This window comes from Salmonella sp. A1325 (genome assembly GCF_056991255.1).
In genome coordinates, this window is record NZ_JAMLWO010000016.1 from 20,473 (window position 1) to 43,269 (window position 22,797).

Here is a 22,797-nt window from a genome sequence, read left to right on the forward strand (position 1 = left end):
TTCAATTCCTTACTGCGCCTGCACGCGCAATTCTGCCGCACTACGACTACGGTGGCCCAACAGGGCTTTGACATCGCTGGACTTGGGCTTAACTAACGCGAATTGGGTTGAGAAGCTTGACCACCTGGACAGGATCTCTTCGCCGCGTTGCGAACCAGTATGTTGCACGTGCTCGGTGATCAGGCCGCGCAGATGCTCTTCGTGGATAGCCAGCGAATCAACGTCCAGTACTTCTACCAGTTCCGGGTTCACGCGTTTACGGAATTCGCCATCTTCGTCCAGCACATAGGCGAAGCCGCCGGTCATCCCCGCGCCGAAGTTAACGCCGGTTTTACCCAGCACGCAGACGATGCCGCCGGTCATGTATTCACAGCCGTTGTCGCCGATGCCCTCTACCACGGTAATCGCCCCGGAGTTACGCACGCCGAAACGTTCGCCCGCGCGGCCCGCCGCGTACAGACGGCCACCGGTCGCTCCATACAGGCAGGTGTTGCCGATAATGCTGGCTTTATGACTGAGGAAGGCGGAACCTACCGGTGGTCTGATGGCGATCAAACCGCCTGCCATACCTTTACCGACATAGTCGTTGGCATCGCCAGTCAGATATAACTCCACACCGCCCGCGTTCCACACGCCAAAGCTCTGGCCTGCGGTACCGCTGAAGTGCGCTTTAATCGGATCGGAAGCCAGCCCCTGATCGCCGTGGGTCTGTGCGATGTAGCCGGAAAGCGACGCGCCGACGGAACGATCGGTGTTGCGGATGTCGAACCAGAAGGTTTTGCTCTGGCGCGCATCGACAAATGGCTTCGCCTGCTGCAACAGTTGCGCATTCAGCACGCCGTTATCAAACGGCGGGTTATTCTCGGTGCAGTACAGCGCTTTACCCGGATGAGGTTCAGCGGTTTCCAGTAGACGAGACAGCGCCAGCTTCTGCTGTTTAGCGGTGAAGCCCTCCAGCTCTTTAAGCAGGTCGGTGCGGCCAATCAAATCCACCAGGCGGGTCACGCCAAGTGAAGCCATTAGCTCGCGCACTTCGCGGGCGATAAATTCAAAGTAGTTAGTCACTTTGAACGGCAGGCCGTGATAGTGGTTCTTACGCAGCTTGTCATCCTGAGTTGCTACGCCGGTTGCGCAGTTGTTCAGATGGCAAATGCGCAGGTATTTACAGCCCAGCGCCACCATCGGGCCGGTGCCGAAGCCGAAACTTTCCGCACCGAGAATCGCCGCTTTAATGATATCGACGCCGGTTTTCAGACCGCCGTCCACCTGCAGACGAATCTTGTGACGCAGACCGTTAGCGACCAGCGCCTGCTGGGTTTCAACAAGTCCGAGTTCCCACGGGCAGCCAGCGTATTTCACCGAAGAGAGCGGGCTGGCGCCGGTACCGCCGTCGTAGCCGGCGATAGTGATCAGATCCGCATAGGCTTTCGCCACGCCGGTCGCGATGGTGCCAACGCCCGGTTCGGACACCAGCTTCACGGAGATCATCGCCTTCGGGTTGACCTGTTTGAGGTCGAAAATCAGCTGCGCTAAGTCCTCGATAGAGTAGATATCGTGGTGCGGCGGCGGGGAGATCAGCGTCACGCCCGGCACTGAATAGCGCAGTTTAGCGATATACGGAGTGACTTTATCCCCCGGCAACTGACCGCCTTCGCCCGGTTTCGCGCCCTGCGCGACTTTAATCTGGATCACATCGGCATTGACCAGGTACGCCGGCGTCACGCCAAAGCGACCGGAGGCCACCTGTTTGATACGCGACACTTTATTGGTGCCATAGCGCGCCGGGTCTTCACCGCCTTCGCCGGAGTTGGAGTTGCCGCCGAGGCTGTTCATCGCTTCCGCCAGCGCTTCGTGCGCTTCCGGACTTAATGCGCCGATAGACATGGCTGCGGTATCAAAGCGTTTAAACAGCTCACTGGCGGGTTCAACCTCGTCAATAGTCACCGCCTCGCCGTCTGGATGTATCGCCAGCAGATCGCGCAGCGTTGCCGCCGGACGCTCATTGACCAGTTTGGCGTATTCCTGATAATCGCTGTATTCGCCGCTCTGTACCGCCTGTTGCAGGGTACGCACGACATCCGGGTTATAGGCATGATATTCGCCGCCGTGGACGTACTTCAACAGGCCGCCAGGGCTAATGGGTTTGCGCGCCAGCCAGGCGCGTTTGGAGAGATTCAGCAGATCCTGCTGGAAGTCATCAAAGCTCGCGCCGCCGATACGGCTGACCACGCCCTGGAAGCACAGGTTTACCACATCATCGTGCAGCCCGACCGCTTCAAACAGTTTGGAGCAACGGTAAGAGGCAATGGTCGAAATGCCCATTTTGGACATAATCTTGTACAGCCCCTTGTTGATGCCGTTGCGGTAGTTCTGCATCACGGTACGGTAGTTTTTAGCGATGGCCTGGGTATCAATCAGACGCCCCAGCGTTTCGTAGGCCAGGTACGGATAGATGGCCGTTGCGCCAAAGCCGAGCAGTACCGCAAAGTGATGCGGATCGCGGGCGCTTCCGGTTTCTACGATGATGTTGGCGTCGCAGCGCAGGCTTTGTTCCACCAGACGCGTTTGCACCGCGCCCACCGCCATCGGCGCGGGCACCGGCAGGCGATTCTTACCGATATTGCGATCCGAGAGGACCAGCAGCACGGTGCCGTTACGCACCATCTGTTCCGCTTTATCGCACAGCGCCTTAACCGTCGCGTCCAGTGTGGTTTCGGTGACATCAAAGGTAATGTCAAGCCAGTCGGCGCGGTAGTGATGCTCGCTCATGGTAGTGAGCTGTTTGAAATCGGAGTACAGCAGAATTGGCGATTTAAAACTCAGGCGATGGGCCTGACCTTCCGCTTCGCAGAAGACGTTCATTTCGCGACCGATGCTGGTGGCGAGCGACATGACGTGCGCTTCACGCAGCGGGTCGATAGGCGGGTTAGTGACCTGCGCGAACTGTTGGCGGAAGTAGTCGTAAATAATACGCGGCTGGCTGGAGAGCACGGCAAAGGGGGTGTCGTCGCCCATTGAGCCGACGGCTTCCTGGCCGTTTTCGCCCAACACGCGGATAACCGAGTCCAGCTCTTCGGCGCTGTAGTTAAACTGTTTCTGATAGCTGGCGAGCAGGTCATCGTCCAGTTCGCGGCTACCGACTTCTTCATCTGGCAACTCTTCAAACGGCACCAGACGGCGAACATTCTTTTCCATCCACGCTTTATACGGATGGCGGCTTTTCAGATCGTCATCGGTTTCCGCGGAATGCAGAATACGTCCGCCGCGGGTGTCGATCACCATCAGTTCGCCTGGGCCGACGCGGCCTTTCTCGACCACTTCATCCGGCTGATAGTCCCAGATACCGACTTCGGAGGCGCAGGTAATCAGCTTGTCTTTGGTGATGACGTAGCGTGCCGGGCGCAGGCCGTTACGGTCAAGGTTACAGGCGGCGAAGCGCCCGTCGGACATCACGATGCCTGCCGGACCGTCCCACGGTTCCATATGCATGGAGTTAAAGTCAAAGAAGGCGCGCAGATCCTGGTCCATATCGGGGTTGTTCTGCCAGGCGGGCGGCACCAACAGTCGCATGGCGCGGATGATGTCCATCCCGCCTGCCAGCAGCAGTTCCAGCATGTTGTCCAGCGAGCTGGAATCCGAACCGGTTTCGTTAACAAACGGCGCAGCGGACTGTAAATCCGGGATCAGCGGCGTCTGGAATTTATAGGTACGGGCGCGCGCCCACTGGCGGTTGCCGGTGATAGTGTTAATCTCGCCGTTATGCGCCAGGTAGCGGAACGGCTGCGCCAGCGGCCAACGCGGCACGGTGTTAGTGGAAAAGCGCTGGTGGAACAGGCAGATGGCCGATTCCAGACGCAGATCCGCAAGATCCAGGTAGAAGCGCGGCAGATCCGCCGGCATACACAGACCTTTATAAATGTTGACCAGGTTCGACAGGCTGCATACGTAGAAATCTTTGTCGTCCTGCAGGCGTTTTTCAATACGTCGGCGGGCGATAAACAGACGGCGCTCCATATCGCGCGGACGCCAGCCCGCCGGAGCGTTGACAAAAATCTGCTCAATACGCGGCAGGGAGGAGAGGGCGATTTCACCGAGCACGCCTTCATTGGTTGGCACATCGCGCCAGCCGACAATCGACAGGGTTTCCTGCTGTAATTCTTCTTCGACAATATGGCGTGACGCGGCGGCCAGTTCAGGATCTTTATTCAAAAAGATCATCCCGACGGCGTAGTTTTTGGCTAAGCGCCAGCCGCGCTCTTCGGCCACGATGCGAAAGAAACGGTCAGGTTTTTGTAACAGCAAGCCGCAACCGTCGCCGGTTTTACCGTCGGCAAGGATCGCGCCACGGTGCTGCATCCGGGCCAGCGCGTGTATGGCGGTACGCACTACCTTGTGGCTAGGTTCGCCTTCTATGTGGGCGATCAGGCCGAAACCACAGTTATCCTTCTCAAGGGATTTATCGTACAACATATCAGTGAACCTCCCCAGGCTCTACGGGACGCTCTCCCAACCGACGGCGCGCGGGCACAGCAAGAGCATGGCGACGGGGCTGGCGCATCATACGCTTACCTCGCATTCGCCCTCTTTGTGTCCTTTGCGCATTGGTAAATACGGTTAAGAGGGAATCTCAATTACTGCATAAATATGATGAGCAGACGGCTCATCCAGAAAGCTTCCAGCGGATCCCCAACTTATCGGGAATCCACACCCAGGTCAAATGGCAAACTGATTTATGAAAAAGTGTGCTGTAGCACAGATAACTTTTTGAATATATTGAAATTAAAAGGTTTTTTATAGAGTGGCCGCTAATACGGAGCGGCAGAAAGCCTGTGATCTGTCTCACTATAAGAGCCGCTCGCCAGGCGTTATCTGACCTTGTTTTTTCAAAAATCTTAGCATTTTATGCTGTTTTAAGCGTGAGCAGTATTGAATGATACTGTTTTTATCGATGACCCAGCAAACGCTGAAAAAAGAGGGGAATATCAGGAAAAATCATCAGCGGGATTATGAATGAAATATCGTTTATTTTGCTTGATTATGCAATGGATAAAAGCCTTCCGGGACGATTGATCCAGGTCATCGCCAAAGGAGACTAAAAATGGCAGGCTTTGGCCTCTTTTTAAGAGGCGGTCTATCAGATTATGCAGTTACAGAAATTAGTCAATATGTTTGGTGGGGATCTTTTACGTCGGTATGGGCAAAAGGTTCATAAGCTGACGCTTCATGGCGGTTTTAGCTGCCCTAATCGCGACGGCACCATCGGGCGCGGCGGTTGCACCTTCTGTAATGTCGCCTCTTTTGCCGATGAGGCGCAGCAGCATCATTCCATTGCCGAGCAGCTTGCGCATCAGGCGCATCTGGTGAACCGCGCTAAACGCTATCTGGCCTATTTCCAGGCCTACACCAGCACCTTTGCAGAAGTGCAGGTGCTGCGTTCCATGTATCAACAGGCGGTCAGCCAGGCCAGTATCGTCGGGTTATGTGTCGGTACGCGTCCGGATTGCGTCCCGCAGGCAGTAGTAGATTTACTGTGTGAATATAAAGATCAAGGCTACGAGGTGTGGCTGGAACTGGGATTGCAAACCGCGCACGATAAAACCCTGCGCCGAATTAACCGCGGGCATGACTTCGCCTGCTATCAGCGTACCACCCGGATTGCCCGGGAGCGCGGGCTGAAAGTGTGTGCGCATCTGATTGTGGGGCTGCCGGGAGAAGGGCAGGCAGAATGCCTGCAAACCATGGAGCGTGTGGTGGAGACGGGCGTTGACGGTATTAAACTGCATCCGCTGCATATTGTGAAAGGCAGTACGATGGCCAACGCCTGGGAAGCGGGGCGGCTGAACGGCATCGAACTGGACGACTACACGCTAACGGCAGGTGAGATGATTCGTCATACGCCGCCGGAGGTAATTTATCACCGAATTTCAGCCAGCGCTCGCCGTCCGACGCTGCTTGCCCCGCTGTGGTGCGAGAATCGCTGGACGGGGATGGTTGAGCTGGACAAATACCTGAATGAGCATGGCGTACAGGGCTCTGCGCTGGCCCGTCCCTGGATACCACCTGTAGCGTAGCGTGATGAGGGGCGCTACGCATATTTCGCACAATATTCAACGCGGTTCCCATAATTGGGTATTATGTGCGAAGTTGTGGTGAAGGAATCCTCTATGAAGCAAATTCGTATGCTGGCGCAATACTATGTCGACCTGATGATGAAATTGGGTCTGGTGCGCTTTTCCATGCTCCTGGCGTTGGCATTGGTGGTGCTGGCGATTGTCGTGCAGATGGCGGTGACCATGGTGCTGCATGGTCAGGTTGAAAGTATCGACGTTATTCGTTCCATCTTTTTTGGCCTGTTAATTACGCCCTGGGCGGTCTATTTCTTATCCGTTGTTGTTGAACAACTGGAAGAATCAAGGCAGCGACTGTCGCGTCTGGTGCAAAAGCTGGAGGAGATGCGCGAGCGCGATCTCAAGCTTAACGTACAGTTGAAGGACAATATTGCCCAGCTTAATCAGGAAATTGCCGATCGCGAAAAAGCGGAAGCGGAGCTGCAAGAGACATTTGAACAGCTAAAAGTAGAAATTAAAGAGCGTGAAGAGGCGCAAATCCAGCTAGAACAGCAATCCTCTTTTCTGCGCTCCTTTCTGGACGCCTCGCCGGATTTGGTTTTTTATCGTAATGAGGATAAAGAATTTTCCGGCTGTAACCGCGCAATGGAATTGCTAACCGGCAAGAGCGAAAAACAGCTGGTGCATTTGAAGCCGGAAGATGTGTACTCTCCCGAAGCGGCGGAGAAAGTCATTGAAACCGATGAAAAAGTATTCCGCCATAACGTCTCCCTGACCTACGAACAGTGGCTGGATTACCCGGACGGACGAAAAGCCTGCTTTGAAATTCGTAAAGTGCCTTATTACGACCGTGTCGGTAAACGTCATGGCCTGATGGGATTTGGTCGTGATATTACCGAACGTAAGCGTTATCAGGACGCGCTGGAACGCGCCAGCCGCGACAAGACCACGTTTATCTCTACCATCAGTCATGAGCTGCGCACCCCGCTTAACGGCATCGTCGGTTTAAGCCGCATCCTGCTGGATACCGATCTCACCGCCGAACAGGAAAAATACCTTAAGACAATCCATGTCTCCGCCGTGACGTTAGGCAATATTTTCAATGATATCATTGATATGGATAAGATGGAGCGGCGTAAGGTTCAGCTTGATAACCAACCGGTTGATTTCACCAGCTTTATGGCCGATCTGGAAAACCTTTCCGGTTTGCAGGCGCAGCAAAAAGGGCTACGTTTTGTGCTTGAGCCGACGCTGCCGCTGCCGCACAAAGTCATTACCGACGGAACGCGTCTGCGCCAGATTTTATGGAATTTGATCAGCAATGCGGTGAAGTTTACTCAGCAGGGCCAGGTGACGGTGCGGGCGCGCTATGATGAAGGCGACATGCTGCACTTTGAAGTGGAAGATTCCGGGATCGGCATTCCGCAGGATGAGCAGGATAAAATTTTCGCCATGTATTATCAGGTAAAAGACAGTCATGGCGGTAAACCGGCGACGGGGACCGGTATCGGGCTGGCGGTCTCCCGTCGGCTGGCGAAAAATATGGGCGGCGATATTACTGTTTCCAGTCTGCCGGGCAAAGGATCGACCTTTACGCTAACGGTTCATGCGCCAGCGGTGGCGGAAGAGGTGGAGGACGCCTTTGATGAAGACGACATGCCGCTGCCCGCGCTGCATGTTCTGCTGGTCGAAGATATTGAACTGAACGTGATCGTAGCGCGTTCGGTACTGGAAAAACTGGGTAACAGCGTGGATGTCGCGATGACCGGCAAGGCGGCGCTGGAGATGTTCGCGCCGGGCGAATATGACCTGGTCTTACTGGATATTCAGCTACCGGATATGACGGGTCTGGATATCGCCAGAGAACTGACCCGTCGCCACACGCGGGAAGATTTACCGCCGCTGGTAGCGCTTACGGCTAACGTTCTGAAAGATAAAAAAGAGTATCTGGACGCTGGTATGGACGATGTGCTGAGTAAGCCGCTGTCGGTACCGGCCTTAACCGCGATGATTAAAAAATTCTGGGATGCCACCGATAAAGAGGAGAGTACCGTGACGCCTGAAGAGAGCGATAAAGCGCAAGCGCTGCTGGATATCCCGATGCTGGAACAATACATCGAGTTGGTTGGGCCTAAATTGATCACCGACGGTCTCGCGGTGTTTGAAAAAATGATGCCTGGCTATTTAAGCGTGCTGGAGTCCAATCTGACGGCGCGTGACAAAAAAGGCGTCGTTGAGGAAGGGCATAAGATTAAAGGCGCCGCCGGTTCGGTAGGGCTGCGTCATCTGCAACAGCTTGGCCAGCAAATCCAGTCGCCGGATCTTCCCGCCTGGGAAGATAATGTCGCGGAATGGATTGAAGAGATGAAGCAGGAGTGGCAGCACGATGTCGCGGTGCTGAAAGCCTGGGTGGCAAACGCGGAAAAAAAATGACCCCGGTTTGACCGGGGTGCGCGAATACTGCGCCAACACCAGGGAAATCGTGGCTGCGCCGTGCTTATTATGATGATGTCAAAGGCGCAGTCCTGTTTTCAGGCCGCACGCAGTTAAGATAGCAAATCCTAAATGATTTGTTACATGAATCATTTAAATGTGTGAAGCGTAGCATTTTAATCAAAATTATTAATGGGCTTGAGTCGGTTGCAGGAGGATGTTCACCATGAAAAAAATTGGCGTAGTGCTCAGCGGATGCGGCGTCTATGACGGCGCCGAAATTCATGAGGCCGTTCTGACGCTGTTGGCCATTGCCCGCAGCGGCGCGCAGGCTGTCTGCTTCGCGCCGGATAAACCACAAGCGGATGTTATTAATCACCTGACCGGCGAAGCGATGGCGGAAACGCGTAACGTTCTGATTGAGGCGGCGCGTATTACGCGGGGCGATATTCGTCCCCTGTCCCAGGCTCAGCCAGAGGAGCTGGATGCGCTCATTGTGCCTGGTGGTTTCGGCGCGGCGAAGAACCTGAGTAATTTCGCCAGCCAGGGGAGCGAATGCCGGGTGGATAGCGATGTCGTCGCGCTGGCGAAGGCCATGCACCAGTCCGGCAAGCCGCTGGGCTTCATCTGTATCGCGCCCGCAATGTTGCCGAAAATCTTTGACTTCCCGCTACGTCTGACAATAGGGACGGATATTGATACCGCTGAAGTACTTGAAGAGATGGGCGCCGAACACGTACCTTGCCCGGTTGATGATATCGTTGTGGACGAGGATAACAAGGTCGTGACCACCCCTGCCTATATGCTGGCGCAGGATATCGCCCAGGCGGCAAGCGGCATTGATAAATTAGTGTCGCGCGTGCTGGTTCTGGCGGAATGAGCAAACGACGCATCGCGCCGTTAACGTTTTTGCGCCGTCTACTTTTACGTATCCTTGCTGCGCTCGCCGTCTTTTGGGGCGGCGGCATTGCGCTGTTTAGCGTGGTTCCGGTGCCTTTTTCGGCGGTGATGGCGGAACGGCAGATTAGCGCCTGGCTGAGTGGAGAGTTCGGTTATGTGGCGCAATCTGACTGGGTCAGTATGGCGGATATCTCGCCGTGGATGGGGCTGGCGGTAATTGCGGCGGAAGACCAGAAGTTCCCTGAGCACTGGGGCTTTGATGTTCCGGCGATTGAAAAAGCGCTGGCGCATAATGAGCGGAATGAGAGCCGTATTCGCGGCGCCTCTACGCTTTCGCAGCAAACGGCGAAAAATCTCTTTTTATGGGATGGACGCAGTTGGCTGCGCAAAGGTCTGGAGGCTGGGCTAACGCTGGGCATTGAAACTGTCTGGAGCAAAAAGCGCATTCTCACGGTTTATCTGAATATCGCGGAGTTTGGCGATGGTATTTTTGGCGTGGAGGCTGCGGCACAACGGTATTTTCATAAACCTGCCAGTCGCTTGAGTGTGTCTGAAGCCGCGTTGCTGGCGGCGGTATTGCCAAATCCGTTACGCTATAAGGCGAATGCGCCTTCTGGCTATGTGCGTAGCCGGCAGGCGTGGATTATGCGCCAGATGCGCCAACTGGGCGGGGAATCTTTTATGACGCGCAACCAGCTTAATTAATTTTGCCGATTGGCGGCGCGAACGCCTTATCCGGCCTGCGATCTGTGTCGTCCAGGCCTGATAAGAACAGGCCATTAAGCTTCGTGAGAAGTAAGCGCCAGCCGTTTCTTGTCTTTTGGCTGCGCGTCCCTCTCCAGGGCAACGGCCAGCGCAGGCTGGGCGATAAACCGCTGCCACACTCTCTCCAGTTTGCGTTCACAGCACCATGTTGACCAGGTCGCCAGCGGGATAAAGGTACTTTCCCCCAGATTGTCGCAAACCACCGGAACCACTTCTGACTCGCTGATATGCTGGCACAGGATATTTTGCGGCTTCAGCGACATCGTCACAATATGGTTATCCAGCAGGTAACGTTTCAGTTTTTTCAGTAGCCGCCGCAGGACAGCGACATCCTCTTCATAACGGCATTGCGCGGCGAACTCGGTCAGGGTCATAGAGGGCGCGCCGTTGAAATCGGTAATCATGTCGTAGACATAGCCGGTGCCGCAATCGGTTTCTACCGTGCCGTAATAACGGGGGATAGCGCTCCAGTCCGTCAGGTAGCGGGACAGATGCGCATAGTAGTTCAGTTCACGCCGAATCTCTTTATCACCGCCGTGGTTACGGTTGTAAATGACTTTTATGCAACGCCGGGCATTATCCGGATGCGTATAGCATTTACGATGTCGACCGGTGCCCAGCGGAGTCTGTTTGGATAAGAAGATCATGGCAAGTCCTGGAAAAATTTATTCACATAAATTTAGTATGGACAAAGAACTTAAATAAAACCTAAACGAAATTTTTTAAGGTTTTCTTAATGTTTTTATGCATAGGTAAAGCGCACGAAATGTACAAATCTTACGAAAGGGTGGGGCTGCGGGATAAGTGGCAGGCAGGCGTAACACGCCCGGTTTTGGGATGATTGTCATCAAATACCGGGACGGCGTTGGGGGAAATAGGGTATAGAGGGGGAGGTTTAGTCTTCGTCAAAGCCGGAATTGAACAGCGCGATAACCGCCGCCAGCGCTTCAACTTCTTGCGGGCCGGTGGCTTCAATTTCTATCTGACGCCCTTTGGCGGAGTCGAGCATTAACAGCGCGATGACGCTGTTTGCTTCCGCTTCGGTGCCTTCGTCATTGCGTAATAGCACCTCGGCGTCAAAACCCTGCATCAGTTCGAAAAGCTTCATGGCAGGCCGGGCATGCATGCCCAGCTTATTGGTGACTTCAACAGTTTGCTTTACGGTCATGTTTTGCGTTTTTCCAGCGTGCGATGGCGAGACTGGACATTTTTACCGCGCGAGCGGAAGTAGTCTGCCAGCTGTTCTGCAATATACACCGAACGGTGTTTCCCGCCGGTACAACCGATAGCGACGGTAAGGTAGCTGCGGTTGTTGGTCTCCAGCATCGGTAACCATAGCTCAAGATAGCTGCGAGTCTGATAGATAAAATTGTGAACTTCTGTGTGTCGGTCAAGAAACGCGGCTACCGGCTTATCAAGCCCGGTCATGGGGCGCAGTTTTGGATCCCAGTGCGGGTTGGGCAGAAAGCGGACATCAAACACATAGTCCGCATCAATCGGGATACCATGTTTAAAGCCGAAGGACTCAAATACCATCGTCAGTTCGCGCTCGCGTTTGCCCAACAGCCGGGTACGCAGCATCTCCGCCAGCTCATGGACGGACATTTCTGAAGTGTCGACGATCAGATCCGCACGTGAGCGTAACGGCTCCAGCAAGTCACTCTCTTTATCGATCGCACTCTCTAAAGAAAGGTTTTTGCTGGAAAGCGGATGCAAACGGCGCGTGTCGCTGTAGCGGCGAATCAAGGTATTGCGGTCGGCATCAAGAAACAGCAATTGCGGCGAGAAAGCGCCAGGCAGATTATTCATCGCCTGTTCAAAAATCTCAGGTGATTCAGGCATATTGCGCACATCAATGCTGACGGCGGCGGAAATCTGGCGATCGGCCAGCGTTCGCGCCAGATCGGGCAACAGCACGACGGGGAGGTTATCCACGCAGTAAAATCCCATATCTTCCAGCGCGCGCAGAGCGACAGATTTACCTGATCCGGAACGCCCGCTGACGATCATCAGTACCATGTACCGTTTCTCCTCACAACGACAGAAAGAAATGCCATTGAGTTGTTATGCCTCATTCTGCTCACCTTCGGTGTCAGTAATGATTTGATACAGCTCTTCATCATTCAGCGCCGCGCGCAGGCGGCGGCAGATCGTTTTATCCGCCAGACGTTTCGCTACCAGCGACAGCGTGTGCAGATGCGTTTTAGTTTGATCGGCGGGCACCAGCAGGGCGAAGAGGAGATCGACCGGCTGGTTATCGATGGCGTCGAACGCGATCGGCGTTTCGAGCTGAACGAACACGCCGACGGCGCGTAAGGTATCTTCTTCCAGTTTCCCGTGCGGGATGGCGATACCATTACCAATACCGGTACTGCCCATTTTTTCGCGTGTCAGAATGGCTTCAAACACGACCTGAGGAGGTAAACTGAGCTGTTTTGCCGCCAGTTCGCTGATGATTTCCAGCGCGCGTTTCTTACTCTGACAATGAACGCCGCTACGCGTACACTCCTGGTTAAGTACACTGCTCAGTTGTAGAGTCGTATCGTTATTTATCATAATTTCACCTAAGAACCTGTCCTGTCAGGTTGATGGCCAGGTTCGGAGCGCTAACTGTACAAATGGCCCGTTGTGTCACACAACAGGCCGTCCTGCACTGGCTAACTGCCCGGACAATTAGTGTTGTTTCAGTTTATCTTTATGCCTGGTTAACTGCCTTGCCAGTTTATCAATCAAGCCGTCAATGGCGGCATACATATCCTGGCCTTCCGCGCTGGCGTGAATTTCGCCGCCGTTAACGTGTAGCGTCGCATCCGAGATATGCGTGACCTTCTCCACTTTCAACACCACGTATACCTGATTAATCCGCTCAAAATACTGTTCAAGTTTGGCGAATTTTGTCGTCACAAATTCACGCAGGGCTTCAGTAATTTCGACATTATGTCCGGTGATATTGAGCTGCATAGTGTCTTCCTTATCGGTTGGGTCAAACCAGCTGTTTGCGTTGGTTTGACGGCGGAATGGATAAAGACTCTCGGTACTTCGCAACAGTGCGGCGCGCCACCATGATACCTTGTTCTGACAGCAGAGAGGTTAACTTGCTGTCGCTCAGTGGTTTCGCGGGGTTTTCCGCCGCAATTAACTTCTTCACCAGCGCGCGAATCGCGGTGGAAGAGGCTTCGCCTCCGCCTTCGGTATTGACGTGGCTGGAAAAGAAATATTTGAGTTCAAAAATACCGCGCGGGCTGTGCAAATACTTCTGCGTGGTCACGCGGGATATGGTGGATTCGTGCATCTCGACGGCCTGGGCGATATCCGCCAGTACCATCGGTTTCATATATTCTTCGCCCTGTTCAAAAAAGGCTTGCTGTTGCTCGACGATGCAGCGACTGACGCGCAGCAGCGTGTCGTTGCGGCTTTCAAGGCTTTTTATCAGCCATTTCGCATCCTGTAAATTACTGCGGATGAACTGGCTGTCGGCATCGTTGCGCGCGCTATTGCACATGGCGGCATAGTGCTGGTTAATCTGTAAACGGGGAATACTGTCGCTATTAAGCTCCACCGTCCAGCGACCGTTATGCTTGCGTACCAGCACATCCGGGATAACGTACTCCGGCTCGCCGGTCTGGATCGATTGGCCGGGTCTGGGATCGAGCGACTGAATCAGGTTTACCGCCTCTTTCAGCACCTCTTCTTTTAGTCGGGTAACGCGCATCAACGTGCGGAAATCGTGGTTGGCCAGCAGATCAAGGTGATCGCAGATAATGAGCCGCGCCTCTTCCAGCCACGGCGTGGATTTGTCGAATTGTGAAAGCTGGATCAGCAGACAGTCGCGAAGATCTTTTGCCGCGACGCCCACCGGATCAAAACGCTGAATACGCTTCAGGACGGCTTCGACCTCATCGAGATCCACCTCTACATCGCCCATGCTTTCGCGAATTTCATCCAGGGATACGGTGAGATAGCCGGTATCATCTACCGCGTCGACAATGGATGTCGCAATAGCGCGATCGGTGTCCGAGAAGGGCGTTAGCTCAACCTGCCACATCAGATAATCCTGCAACGACTGCGTCGTTTCACCCTGATAGACGGGCAGCTCATCGTCGATATAATCGCCGCTGGGGCCGGACGGCGTCCCGGCGGTGTAAATTTCATCCCAACTGGCGTCAAGCGGCAGCTCTTCCGGCATCTCTTTTTGTTCGAGCGCGTCGGCGGTATCGAGAGGATCGTTATCCTGAGGTTGCTGAGTGTCGATTTCGTCATGAAGATCGGTTTGCTCAAGCAGCGGGTTATTTTCCAGCGCTTGCTGGAGTTCCTGCTGAAGTTCCAGCGTAGACAACTGCAACAGACGGATAGCCTGTTGTAGCTGAGGCGTCATCGCCAGTTGTTGGCTAAGCCTGAGTTGCAAACCTTGCTTCATATTCAGAGTCGTTTTCTCCCGCTAGAGCAGCATAGCCCTCTACCCTATCAGAGTCTGAAGTCTTCCCCAAGATATACACGCTTAACGTGTTCGTCTTGCAGGATTTCTGTCGGCGTACCGTGGGCAATAAGGTGGCCCTGGCTCACGATATAGGCACGTTCACAGACTGCCAGCGTCTCACGGACGTTATGGTCGGTGATCAGCACGCCGAGCCCGCTATCGCGCAGATGCTCGATAATGCGTTTGATGTCGATAACGGAAATCGGGTCAACGCCGGCAAAGGGTTCATCCAGCAGGATAAATTTGGGATTAGCGGCCAACGCGCGGGCTATTTCTACACGACGGCGTTCACCACCGGACAGCGCCTGTCCCATGCTGTCGCGCAGATGCTCGATATGAAACTCTTCCATCAGCTCGTTGGCGCGGTCTTCTCGCTGTTCTGCGGTCAAATCGTCACGAATTTGCAGTACCGCCATCAGGTTATCAAATACGCTGAGACGGCGGAAAATAGAGGCTTCCTGCGGCAAATAGCCGATACCGCGGCGCGCACGCGCGTGCAGCGGCAGCAGACTGATATCTTCATCATCGATGATGATATTGCCCGCGTCACGCGGCACGATACCGACGACCATATAAAAGGTGGTGGTTTTACCCGCGCCGTTTGGGCCGAGCAGCCCGACAATCTCCCCGGAGTTAACGGTCAGACTGACATCTTCCACTACGCGACGGCCTTTATAGGCCTTCGCCAGATTCTTTGCAGTTAATGTTGCCATAACGAATTAGTTACTCTTCTTTTGCGCCGGAGTCTGGCCTTTGTTTTTGTCTTGCAACTGCGACGGCACCAGAACGGTGGTGACGCGTTTGCCTTTCTCGCTGAAGGCCTGCATTTTCTGCTCTTTCACCAGGTAGGTGATTTTGTCGCCGGTAATGTTGCTGTCAAGCTGCTCCAGATAAGCGTTGCCGGTCAGCACCACAAAATCTTTCGCCAGCTCGTAGTGCATATGGGAAGCGTGGCCTTTCACCGGCTTACCGTTGTCCTGCATCTGGTAGAAGGTGGCCGGATTGCCGTAACCGTCGATCACCTCTTTCCCCTGTTCGCCGCCAGGGCGGGTAACCACGACTTTATCGGCGTTGATCTTAATCGTGCCCTGGGTCATCACCACGTTGCCCGTAAAGGTCACGACGTTGCCTTGCATATCCAGCGACTGTTGATCCGAGTCAATATGAATAGGCTGTTCGGTATCGCCCGTGACGGCGAAGGCCGGAATGCTGGCGGCCAGCAGCGAGCCGGCAAGCATAAGATTAAGGCTGAGTTTGTTTGTTTTGAATTTCATAAGAGGTTCTAACCTTTTCAATCAGCTCGGCGTTCTTGCTGCGTAAGTTACCGCGCATTTTCAGTCCGCTGGAGTTAAATGTTGTGCCGTATAACGTCACCAGATCGTTCGAGGTAACATCCTGCGTCACCAGATTAATCTGCGCGTTATCGGTGGTAATTCTGCGTAATTGAGCGTCAGGCACCAGGGCGTTGACTTCAACATGGCCATACAGATAGAGCATCCGATCGTTAGTCAATTTGGCTTTATCGGCCTTGATCGACCATGTCGGCACTTTATCCTTATCAAAGGTGGTTAATACCGGTTGCGTAAACCATGAGACCGCCTGATCGGAAAAATATTCAACGTGCTGCGCGATCAGACGATAGCTCAACGCGCCTTCCGGACTGTACACGACGGTATCCGTATGCTCGCTTTTATACGTGGGATCGTTGCTGTTGACCATCACGGCAGCAGGATCGTCTTTATCCGCCAGATTGATACCAATCAGTACCAGAATGGCCAGTGACAGTAGAATGATAACCCAACGTCTGGTTTTACTCATATCGATTGCCCTTTGGCCTCATCCAGCTTGCCCTGCGCCAGCAGCAGCAAATCGCACACCTCACGTACCGCGCCGCGCCCGCCGGCAATGTGCGTCACATAGTCAGCGCGGGGGATCAGCAGCGGATGCGCATCCGCAACGGCAACGCTTAACCCCACTTTTTCCATCACTGGCCAGTCAATCAGATCATCGCCGACATAGGCAACATTTTCCGGCGCAATGGCCAGTTTTTCCAGCAGATCGCTAAAGGCGATCAGCTTATTCGACTGTCCCTGATAAAGATGGACAATCCCCAGCGTGGCGCAGCGATCTTCTACAAGTTTAGCCTTTCGTCCGGTAATAATGGCAACCTCGATATTGGAGGTCAAAGCACAGCGAATACCATAGCCGTCACGAACGTTGAAAGCCTTCAGCTCTTCGCCGTTATTGCCCATATAAATCAGGCCGTCAGACAATACGCCATCCACGTCCAGGATGAGCAGGCGGATATTCTCCGCTTTGGTCATGACATGGGTGCTGACGGGGCCATAACAGGTCGCAAGCGACGCACCTGCTTTACTCATCGTTAATTATCCTTGAGTTTCTACACGACGCCTGCACGCAGGAGATCATGCATATGTAACACACCGAGTAACTGGTCGCCATCAGCAACCAGTACGGAGGTGATATGGCGGGACTGCATTAAATTCAGCGCATCGACAGCGAGAATACCGGGACGCACGCGAATGCCCCCTGGCGTCATCACCTCGGCGATCCCCAACTGGCGCATATCGCCGCCCATATCGAACACGCGACGTAAATCGCCGTCGGTGAAGATACCGTCGATCTTCATGGATTCATCGCAAATGACGGTCATACCGAGATTTTTACGCGTAATTTCTAGCAGCGCATCACGCAGGGTGGCATGTTTATTAACATGCGGGATCTCATCGCCAGTATGCATAATATCGCTTACGCGCAGCAGTAGCTTACGTCCCAGCGCGCCGCCAGGATGCGACAGAGCGAAATCCTCGGCGGTAAAGCCGCGCGCTTTTAACAACGCCACGGCGAGCGCGTCGCCCATCACCAGCGTTGCGGTGGTACTAGTGGTAGGCGCCAGGCCTAACGGACACGCTTCTTTGGGCACTTTAACACACAGATGCACATCTGCCGCACGCGCCATGCTGCTTTCCGGTCGCCCGGTAATGCAAATTAACGGTACGTGCAGCCGTTTAAGCACCGGTATTAGCGCCGCGATCTCGCTGGATTCGCCGGAGTTGGAGATAGCGATAACCACATCCTGCGGCGTAACCATCCCCAAATCGCCGTGCGCGGCTTCGCCTGGATGTACAAAAAAGGAAGAGGTGCCGGTACTGGCGAACGTGGCGGCCATTTTCCGTCCGATATGACCGGATTTTCCCATCCCCATGACCACCACTTTTCCGGTGCAGTTGAACATTTTTTCACAGGCCAGCGTGAAATGCTGGTTGATATATTGATCAAGCTCCGCCAGGCCTTCACGTTCAATTTCCAGGACCTCTTTGCCTGCCTGCTGAAAGTCAAACCCCGGTTGCAACGCTAAATGCGACATAATCCGTTTCCAGTTATCCAACAAGAAGTGGCGATAGCCAATAGAGCATCGCCAGCCATACGATAAACCCGCCGGTCAGCAGTATACCTGCGCCCCGACCAATCTGACGCGGATGCCGCCAGCAAAGTAAAGCGAAAACCACGCTAACCAGCAACATCACGCTATAATCACGCCCAAATGCCAGCGGGTTGATCTCCCCCGGCGCGATCAGCGCAGGCAGTCCCAGCACGATGGCGAGATTAAAAATATTGGCGCCAATGAGATTACCAACGGCAATATCATTTTCGCCTTTTCGCACGCCGGCAATCGCCGTCGCCAGCTCTGGCAGACTGGTGCCGACGGCGATGACTGTCAGACCGAGCGTTAATTCACTCATGGCGAAATAGTTCGCCAGCACCGTAGCGTTATCGATTACCATGCGCGTCGCCATCGGCATGATGACCAGCGCAATGCCCAGCCATAAGAACGCGACGGGGAGCCCGCCTTCGCGCGGCAGCTCCGCCAGTTGTTCGCGGGTGAGGCTGTCATTCCCCTGGCGTTCGGCCAGACGCGCGATTTTAACAATGAATAACAGCCATAGCACAGCCAGAAGCAGGAGAAAGATACCATCACTGCGGCTTAACTGTCCGTCATGCAGTACGGAACCGGCTACCACGCTAACAAATAACATTAATGGCAATTCGCGACGTAAAACATCGGAATGCACGGTAAATGGACGAACCAGCGCCGCCAGCCCTAAGATCAGCAAAATATTGGTGATGTTAGAACCGAGCGCCGCGCCGACGGCCAAATCGAGCTGACCGTGTAGCGATGCGGCGACCGACACAATAATTTCCGGCAGCGAGGTGCCGATACTCACGACCGTCATCCCGATGATCAGCGGGGGAATACCGAATGTACGGCATAAAATAGAGGCCGCAAACACCAGACGATCGGCGCCGTAGGCCACCAGAAGCAAACCAATTATGAGTAGCGCCATCGCTAAAAGCATCTAAAGTCCTTTCTTCAGGTATACTCGCCGGTCCCCTGGAAGGGATATCTGGAAGCCGTAACGAAGTCCTAATTTTGACTTTATGCGGCTAAAAAGTAAAACGAATGCCAGCTTTCGCTAACCCTGTCAGTTAATATTCTGTAATTATGTCGAACCCATGGTTAAATTCAGCGCCATGGTTACCTCAACAAGGCAATACGAAGGATGAATCAATGGGTCAGTCTGCGGCCAATTTAGTCGATATGCGCGACGTCAGCTTTTCCCGTGGCGAACGCTGCATTTTCGATAATATTTCCCTGACGGTGCCGCGCGGGAAGATCACGGCGATCATGGGGCCGTCGGGCATCGGTAAAACCACGCTGTTGCGCCTGATTGGCGGACAGATCCCGCCGGATAAGGGCGAGATCTTATTTGATGGCGAGAATGTGCCGGCCATGTCCCGTTCGCGGCTCTACACCGTCCGCAAACGTATGAGTATGCTGTTTCAGTCGGGAGCGCTGTTTACCGACATGAACGTGTTTGACAATGTGGCCTATCCGCTACGGGAGCACACCAATTTACCCGCGCCGCTGCTAAAAAGCGTTGTGATGATGAAACTGGAAGCTGTCGGGCTGCGCGGTGCGGCAAAACTGATGCCTTCCGAGCTCTCCGGTGGAATGGCGCGCCGCGCCGCGTTGGCGCGCGCCATCGCTCTGGAACCGGATCTCATCATGTTCGATGAGCCGTTTGTCGGCCAGGACCCGATTACCATGGGCGTTCTGGTGAAGCTGATTTCAGAATTGAACAGCGCGCTGGGCGTGACCTGCGTGGTGGTCTCGCATGATGTGCCAGAGGTGCTCAGTATTGCGGATCACGCCTGGATCATGGCGGACAAAAAAATCGTCGCTCACGGTAGCGCTCAGGCGTTGCAGGAGAATACGGACCCGCGCGTGCGTCAGTTCCTTGACGGTATTGCCGACGGGCCGGTTCCGTTCCGCTATCCGGCGGGCGACTATCACCTTGATTTACTCGAAACAGGGAGTTAAGCCACTCATGCTGTTAAATGCGCTGGCAGCACTCGGACACAGCGGGATCAAAACCGTCAGGACGTTCGGGCGCGCCGGGTTAATGTTATTCAATGCGATTATCGGTAAGCCGGAGTTTCGCAAACATGCGCCGCTGCTGGTGCGCCAGCTTTATAATGTGGGCGTCTTGTCGATGCTTATCATTATTGTCTCCGGCGTATTCATCGGTATGGTGCTGGGGCTGCAAGGCTATCTGGTTCTGACCACTTACAGCGCGGAGACCAGTCTTGGCATGTTAGTGGCGCTTTCGCTGCTGCGCGAGCTGGGGCCGGTGGTCGCGGCGTTGCTGTTTGCCGGGCGGGCCGGGTCGGCGTTGACGGCGGAAATCGGCCTGATGCGGGCGACGGAGCAGCTCTCCAGTATGGAGATGATGGCGGTCGATCCATTGCGCCGGGTGATTTCGCCGCGCTTCTGGGCGGGCGTGATTTCGTTGCCGCTACTGACCATTATCTTTGTGGCGGTCGGTATCTGGGGCGGCTCGCTGGTCGGCGTAAGCTGGAAGGGAATCGACGCCGGGTTCTTCTGGTCCGCGATGCAGAATGCCGTCGACTGGCGTATGGATCTGGTGAACTGTCTGATAAAGAGCGTGGTGTTCGCCATTACGGTAACATGGATTGCGTTATTCAACGGTTATGACGCAATACCGACTTCTGCCGGGATTAGCCGGGCAACGACGCGTACCGTGGTTCACGCATCGTTGGCCGTTCTGGGGCTGGATTTTGTGCTGACCGCACTGATGTTTGGGAATTGAGTTCATGCAAACGAAAAAAAATGAAATTTGGGTAGGCGTTTTTTTGCTGGTAGCGTTGCTGGCGGCGCTGTTTGTTTGCCTGAAGGCGGCAAATGTGACCTCTATGCGCACGGAGCCGACCTATAAGGTTTATGCGACCTTCGATAACATCGGCGGTCTGAAAGTGCGTTCCCCGGTACGCATCGGCGGGGTGGTTGTCGGGCGGGTTGAAGATATCTCGCTTGATCCGAAAACATACCTGCCGCGCGTAACGCTCGACATCGAAGAGCGTTATAACCATATTCCCGATACCAGCTCGTTGAGTATTCGTACTTCCGGGCTGCTGGGGGAGCAATATCTGGCATTAAACGTCGGTTTTGAAGATCCTGAGCTGGGAACGTCTATCCTCAAAGATGGGAGTACGATTCAGGACACCAAGTCTGCAATGGTGCTGGAAGATATGATTGGTCAGTTCCTTTATAACAGCAAAGGCGACGACAATAAGAATTCTGGCGATGCGCCAGCCGCAACGGAAGGCCATACTGAAGCCACAACGCCCGCGGGCGAAACGAAATAATCTCAGGAGAATTGAGGCATGTTTAAACGACTGATGATGGTGGCCCTGCTGGTCATTGCGCCATTAAGCGCAGCAACGGCAGCGGATCAGAGCAATCCTTATAAACTGATGAACGAGGCGGCGCAGAAAACTTTTGATCGCCTGAAAAACGAACAGCCGAAAATTCGTGCCAACCCGGATTACCTGCGCGACGTTGTTGATCAGGAACTTCTACCGTACGTGCAGGTAAAATATGCCGGCGCGCTGGTGCTGGGCCGCTACTACAAAGAGGCGACCCCGGCGCAGCGTGAAGCCTATTTTGCAGCGTTTCGCGAATACCTGAAACAGGCCTACGGTCAGGCGCTGGCGATGTACCACGGTCAGACTTACCAGATAGCGCCTGAGCAACCGCTGGGCGATGCGACCATTGTGCCTATCCGTGTAACGATTATCGATCCCAACGGTCGTCCGCCGGTACGCCTGGATTTCCAGTGGCGCAAAAACACTCAGACCGGCAACTGGCAGGCGTATGACATGATTGCGGAAGGCGTCAGCATGATCACTACCAAGCAAAATGAGTGGAGCGATCTGCTGCGTACTAAAGGCATCGACGGCCTGACCGCACAACTGAAATCTATCTCTCAACAGAAAATTACTTTGGACGAGAAACAGTAATGACGCCGCAACTCACCTGGACGCGTGAGGCGGACACTCTGGTGCTGGCGGGAGAGCTGGATCAGGACGTGTTGGCGCCGCTATGGGACGCGCGCGTAGAAGCGATGACTGGCGTTACCCGTATCGACCTGAGCCAGATCTCCAGGGTGGATACGGGGGGACTGGCGCTGCTGGCGCACCTTGTGAACCAGGCAAAAAAGCAGGGCAATGCCGTGTCGCTGTCTGGCGTTAACGACAAGGTTTACGCGCTGGCGCAATTATATAACTTGCCCGAAGACGTACTTCCCCGTATGTAATGAATGCCGGATGGTTTATCCGGCCTACACTTCGCATGATCCCCGTAGGCCGGATAAGTTGCGTTAGCAGCACCATCCGGCACTTTTACCGCGCTGATTTATCAGCGTAATCTTTTGCTTATTTAAGACGGCGCGACTTTGCTCTAAGATGTTGGGCTGTTTTCACTATTTGACGAATAAAGAACCCATGGAAAATCATGAAATTCAGAGTGTGCTGATGAATGCCCTCTCCCTCCAGGAAGTCCACGTCTCCGGCGATGGCAGTCACTTTCAGGTTATTGCCGTGGGCGAGATGTTTGACGGCATGAGCCGGGTCAAGAAACAGCAAACGGTCTATGGGCCGCTAATGGAGTACATTGCGGACAACCGTATCCATGCCGTATCGATCAAAGCATATACCCCGGCGGAATGGGCGCGCGATCGTAAACTTAACGGATTTTAAGCTACGGGTAAC

At 54.3% G+C, this 22,797-nt stretch carries 23 protein-coding genes; 10 read left to right on the forward strand and 13 right to left on the reverse strand.

The window, feature by feature from the left end:
• Positions 1-9: 9 nt before the first annotated feature.
• Entirely contained in the window at positions 10-4,470 is a 4,461-nt protein-coding gene (gene gltB, locus NAZ64_RS21220; RefSeq protein ID WP_023214002.1) for a glutamate synthase large subunit, read from the reverse strand.
• Positions 4,471-5,141: 671 nt separating this feature from the next.
• Here gltB and mnmL point away from each other — a divergent pair.
• The 4 genes from mnmL (at position 5,142) to mtgA (ending at position 10,106) form a co-directional block, all read left to right on the forward strand.
• Positions 5,142-6,071: a tRNA modification radical SAM protein MnmL/YtqA gene (gene mnmL, locus NAZ64_RS21225; protein WP_220569606.1), complete on the forward strand. Its 930-nt coding sequence runs from the start codon at positions 5,142-5,144 to the stop codon at positions 6,069-6,071.
• A 93-nt stretch (positions 6,072-6,164) separates the two neighbouring features.
• On the forward strand, positions 6,165-8,501 hold the full coding sequence (gene arcB / locus NAZ64_RS21230) for an aerobic respiration two-component sensor histidine kinase ArcB (protein ID WP_000809819.1): 2,337 nt from the start codon (positions 6,165-6,167) through the stop codon (positions 8,499-8,501).
• 226 nt (positions 8,502-8,727) lie between these two features.
• On the forward strand, positions 8,728-9,381 hold the full coding sequence (gene elbB, locus NAZ64_RS21235) for an isoprenoid biosynthesis glyoxalase ElbB (RefSeq protein WP_000719811.1): 654 nt from the start codon (positions 8,728-8,730) through the stop codon (positions 9,379-9,381).
• Positions 9,378-10,106: a monofunctional biosynthetic peptidoglycan transglycosylase gene (gene mtgA / locus NAZ64_RS21240; RefSeq protein ID WP_220569607.1), complete on the forward strand. Its 729-nt coding sequence runs from the start codon at positions 9,378-9,380 to the stop codon at positions 10,104-10,106. Before elbB ends, mtgA begins: the two co-directional genes overlap by 4 nt.
• 74 nt (positions 10,107-10,180) lie before the next feature.
• On the opposite strand, the gene yrbL is transcribed toward mtgA, so the two are convergent.
• The 12 genes from yrbL to NAZ64_RS21300 all read right to left on the reverse strand — a co-directional run bounded on the left by yrbL (position 10,181) and on the right by NAZ64_RS21300 (position 19,022).
• Positions 10,181-10,813 (reverse strand): PhoP regulatory network protein YrbL, encoded by a 633-nt coding sequence (gene yrbL, locus NAZ64_RS21245; protein ID WP_220569608.1) that lies wholly within the window; start codon positions 10,811-10,813, stop codon positions 10,181-10,183.
• A gap of 248 nt (positions 10,814-11,061) precedes the next feature.
• Positions 11,062-11,334: a PTS phosphocarrier protein NPr gene (gene npr, locus NAZ64_RS21250; protein WP_000216797.1), complete on the reverse strand. Its 273-nt coding sequence runs from the start codon at positions 11,332-11,334 to the stop codon at positions 11,062-11,064.
• Positions 11,331-12,185: an RNase adapter RapZ gene (gene rapZ, locus NAZ64_RS21255; RefSeq protein WP_000243749.1), complete on the reverse strand. Its 855-nt coding sequence runs from the start codon at positions 12,183-12,185 to the stop codon at positions 11,331-11,333. The genes npr and rapZ overlap by 4 nt, the downstream gene beginning before the upstream one ends.
• Positions 12,186-12,230: 45 nt before the next feature.
• Positions 12,231-12,722, reverse strand: a complete 492-nt coding sequence (gene ptsN, locus NAZ64_RS21260; protein WP_000609332.1) for a PTS IIA-like nitrogen regulatory protein PtsN — start codon at positions 12,720-12,722, stop codon at positions 12,231-12,233.
• A gap of 117 nt (positions 12,723-12,839) precedes the next feature.
• Positions 12,840-13,127 carry a ribosome hibernation promoting factor gene (gene hpf / locus NAZ64_RS21265; RefSeq protein ID WP_001176589.1) on the reverse strand — a complete coding sequence of 96 codons (288 nt, stop codon included), beginning with the start codon at positions 13,125-13,127 and terminating at the stop codon, positions 12,840-12,842.
• A 22-nt stretch (positions 13,128-13,149) separates the two neighbouring features.
• On the reverse strand, positions 13,150-14,583 hold the full coding sequence (gene rpoN / locus NAZ64_RS21270; protein WP_000809020.1) for an RNA polymerase factor sigma-54: 1,434 nt from the start codon (positions 14,581-14,583) through the stop codon (positions 13,150-13,152).
• A gap of 47 nt (positions 14,584-14,630) precedes the next feature.
• On the reverse strand, positions 14,631-15,356 hold the full coding sequence (gene lptB / locus NAZ64_RS21275) for an LPS export ABC transporter ATP-binding protein (RefSeq protein ID WP_000224104.1): 726 nt from the start codon (positions 15,354-15,356) through the stop codon (positions 14,631-14,633).
• Between the two features lie 6 nt (positions 15,357-15,362).
• Positions 15,363-15,917, reverse strand: coding sequence for a lipopolysaccharide ABC transporter substrate-binding protein LptA (lptA, locus tag NAZ64_RS21280; protein ID WP_000669770.1), 555 nt, complete (start codon positions 15,915-15,917; stop codon positions 15,363-15,365).
• Positions 15,886-16,461 (reverse strand): LPS export ABC transporter periplasmic protein LptC, encoded by a 576-nt coding sequence (gene lptC / locus NAZ64_RS21285; protein WP_000047845.1) that lies wholly within the window; start codon positions 16,459-16,461, stop codon positions 15,886-15,888. Before lptC ends, lptA begins: the two co-directional genes overlap by 32 nt.
• Positions 16,458-17,024, reverse strand: a complete 567-nt coding sequence (gene kdsC, locus NAZ64_RS21290; protein ID WP_000030029.1) for a 3-deoxy-manno-octulosonate-8-phosphatase KdsC — start codon at positions 17,022-17,024, stop codon at positions 16,458-16,460. Before kdsC ends, lptC begins: the two co-directional genes overlap by 4 nt.
• 20 nt (positions 17,025-17,044) lie before the next feature.
• Positions 17,045-18,031 carry an arabinose-5-phosphate isomerase KdsD gene (gene kdsD / locus NAZ64_RS21295; protein ID WP_000018619.1) on the reverse strand — a complete coding sequence of 329 codons (987 nt, stop codon included), beginning with the start codon at positions 18,029-18,031 and terminating at the stop codon, positions 17,045-17,047.
• Positions 18,032-18,044: 13 nt separating this feature from the next.
• Positions 18,045-19,022 (reverse strand): calcium/sodium antiporter, encoded by a 978-nt coding sequence (locus tag NAZ64_RS21300; protein ID WP_000922742.1) that lies wholly within the window; start codon positions 19,020-19,022, stop codon positions 18,045-18,047.
• A gap of 212 nt (positions 19,023-19,234) precedes the next feature.
• Here NAZ64_RS21300 and mlaF point away from each other — a divergent pair, with 212 nt between their 5' ends.
• The 6 genes from mlaF to ibaG all read left to right on the forward strand — a co-directional run bounded on the left by mlaF (position 19,235) and on the right by ibaG (position 22,785).
• Complete coding sequence (mlaF, locus tag NAZ64_RS21305) at positions 19,235-20,047, forward strand: phospholipid ABC transporter ATP-binding protein MlaF (RefSeq protein WP_000531566.1); 813 nt, start codon at positions 19,235-19,237, stop codon at positions 20,045-20,047.
• A 7-nt stretch (positions 20,048-20,054) separates the two neighbouring features.
• Entirely contained in the window at positions 20,055-20,837 is a 783-nt protein-coding gene (gene mlaE, locus NAZ64_RS21310; RefSeq protein WP_000925786.1) for a lipid asymmetry maintenance ABC transporter permease subunit MlaE, read from the forward strand.
• A 4-nt stretch (positions 20,838-20,841) separates the two neighbouring features.
• Positions 20,842-21,393: an outer membrane lipid asymmetry maintenance protein MlaD gene (gene mlaD / locus NAZ64_RS21315; RefSeq protein WP_001193591.1), complete on the forward strand. Its 552-nt coding sequence runs from the start codon at positions 20,842-20,844 to the stop codon at positions 21,391-21,393.
• 18 nt (positions 21,394-21,411) lie between these two features.
• Positions 21,412-22,047, forward strand: a complete 636-nt coding sequence (gene mlaC / locus NAZ64_RS21320) for a phospholipid-binding protein MlaC (protein ID WP_000476475.1) — start codon at positions 21,412-21,414, stop codon at positions 22,045-22,047.
• Positions 22,047-22,343, forward strand: coding sequence for a lipid asymmetry maintenance protein MlaB (gene mlaB / locus NAZ64_RS21325; protein ID WP_000188844.1), 297 nt, complete (start codon positions 22,047-22,049; stop codon positions 22,341-22,343). The genes mlaC and mlaB overlap by 1 nt, the downstream gene beginning before the upstream one ends.
• A 187-nt stretch (positions 22,344-22,530) precedes the next feature.
• The gene (gene ibaG / locus NAZ64_RS21330; protein WP_001518349.1) at positions 22,531-22,785 is read left to right on the forward strand and encodes a BolA family iron metabolism protein IbaG; all 255 of its coding nucleotides are present in this window, start codon (positions 22,531-22,533) and stop codon (positions 22,783-22,785) included.
• The last annotated feature ends 12 nt before the right edge of the window (positions 22,786-22,797 follow it).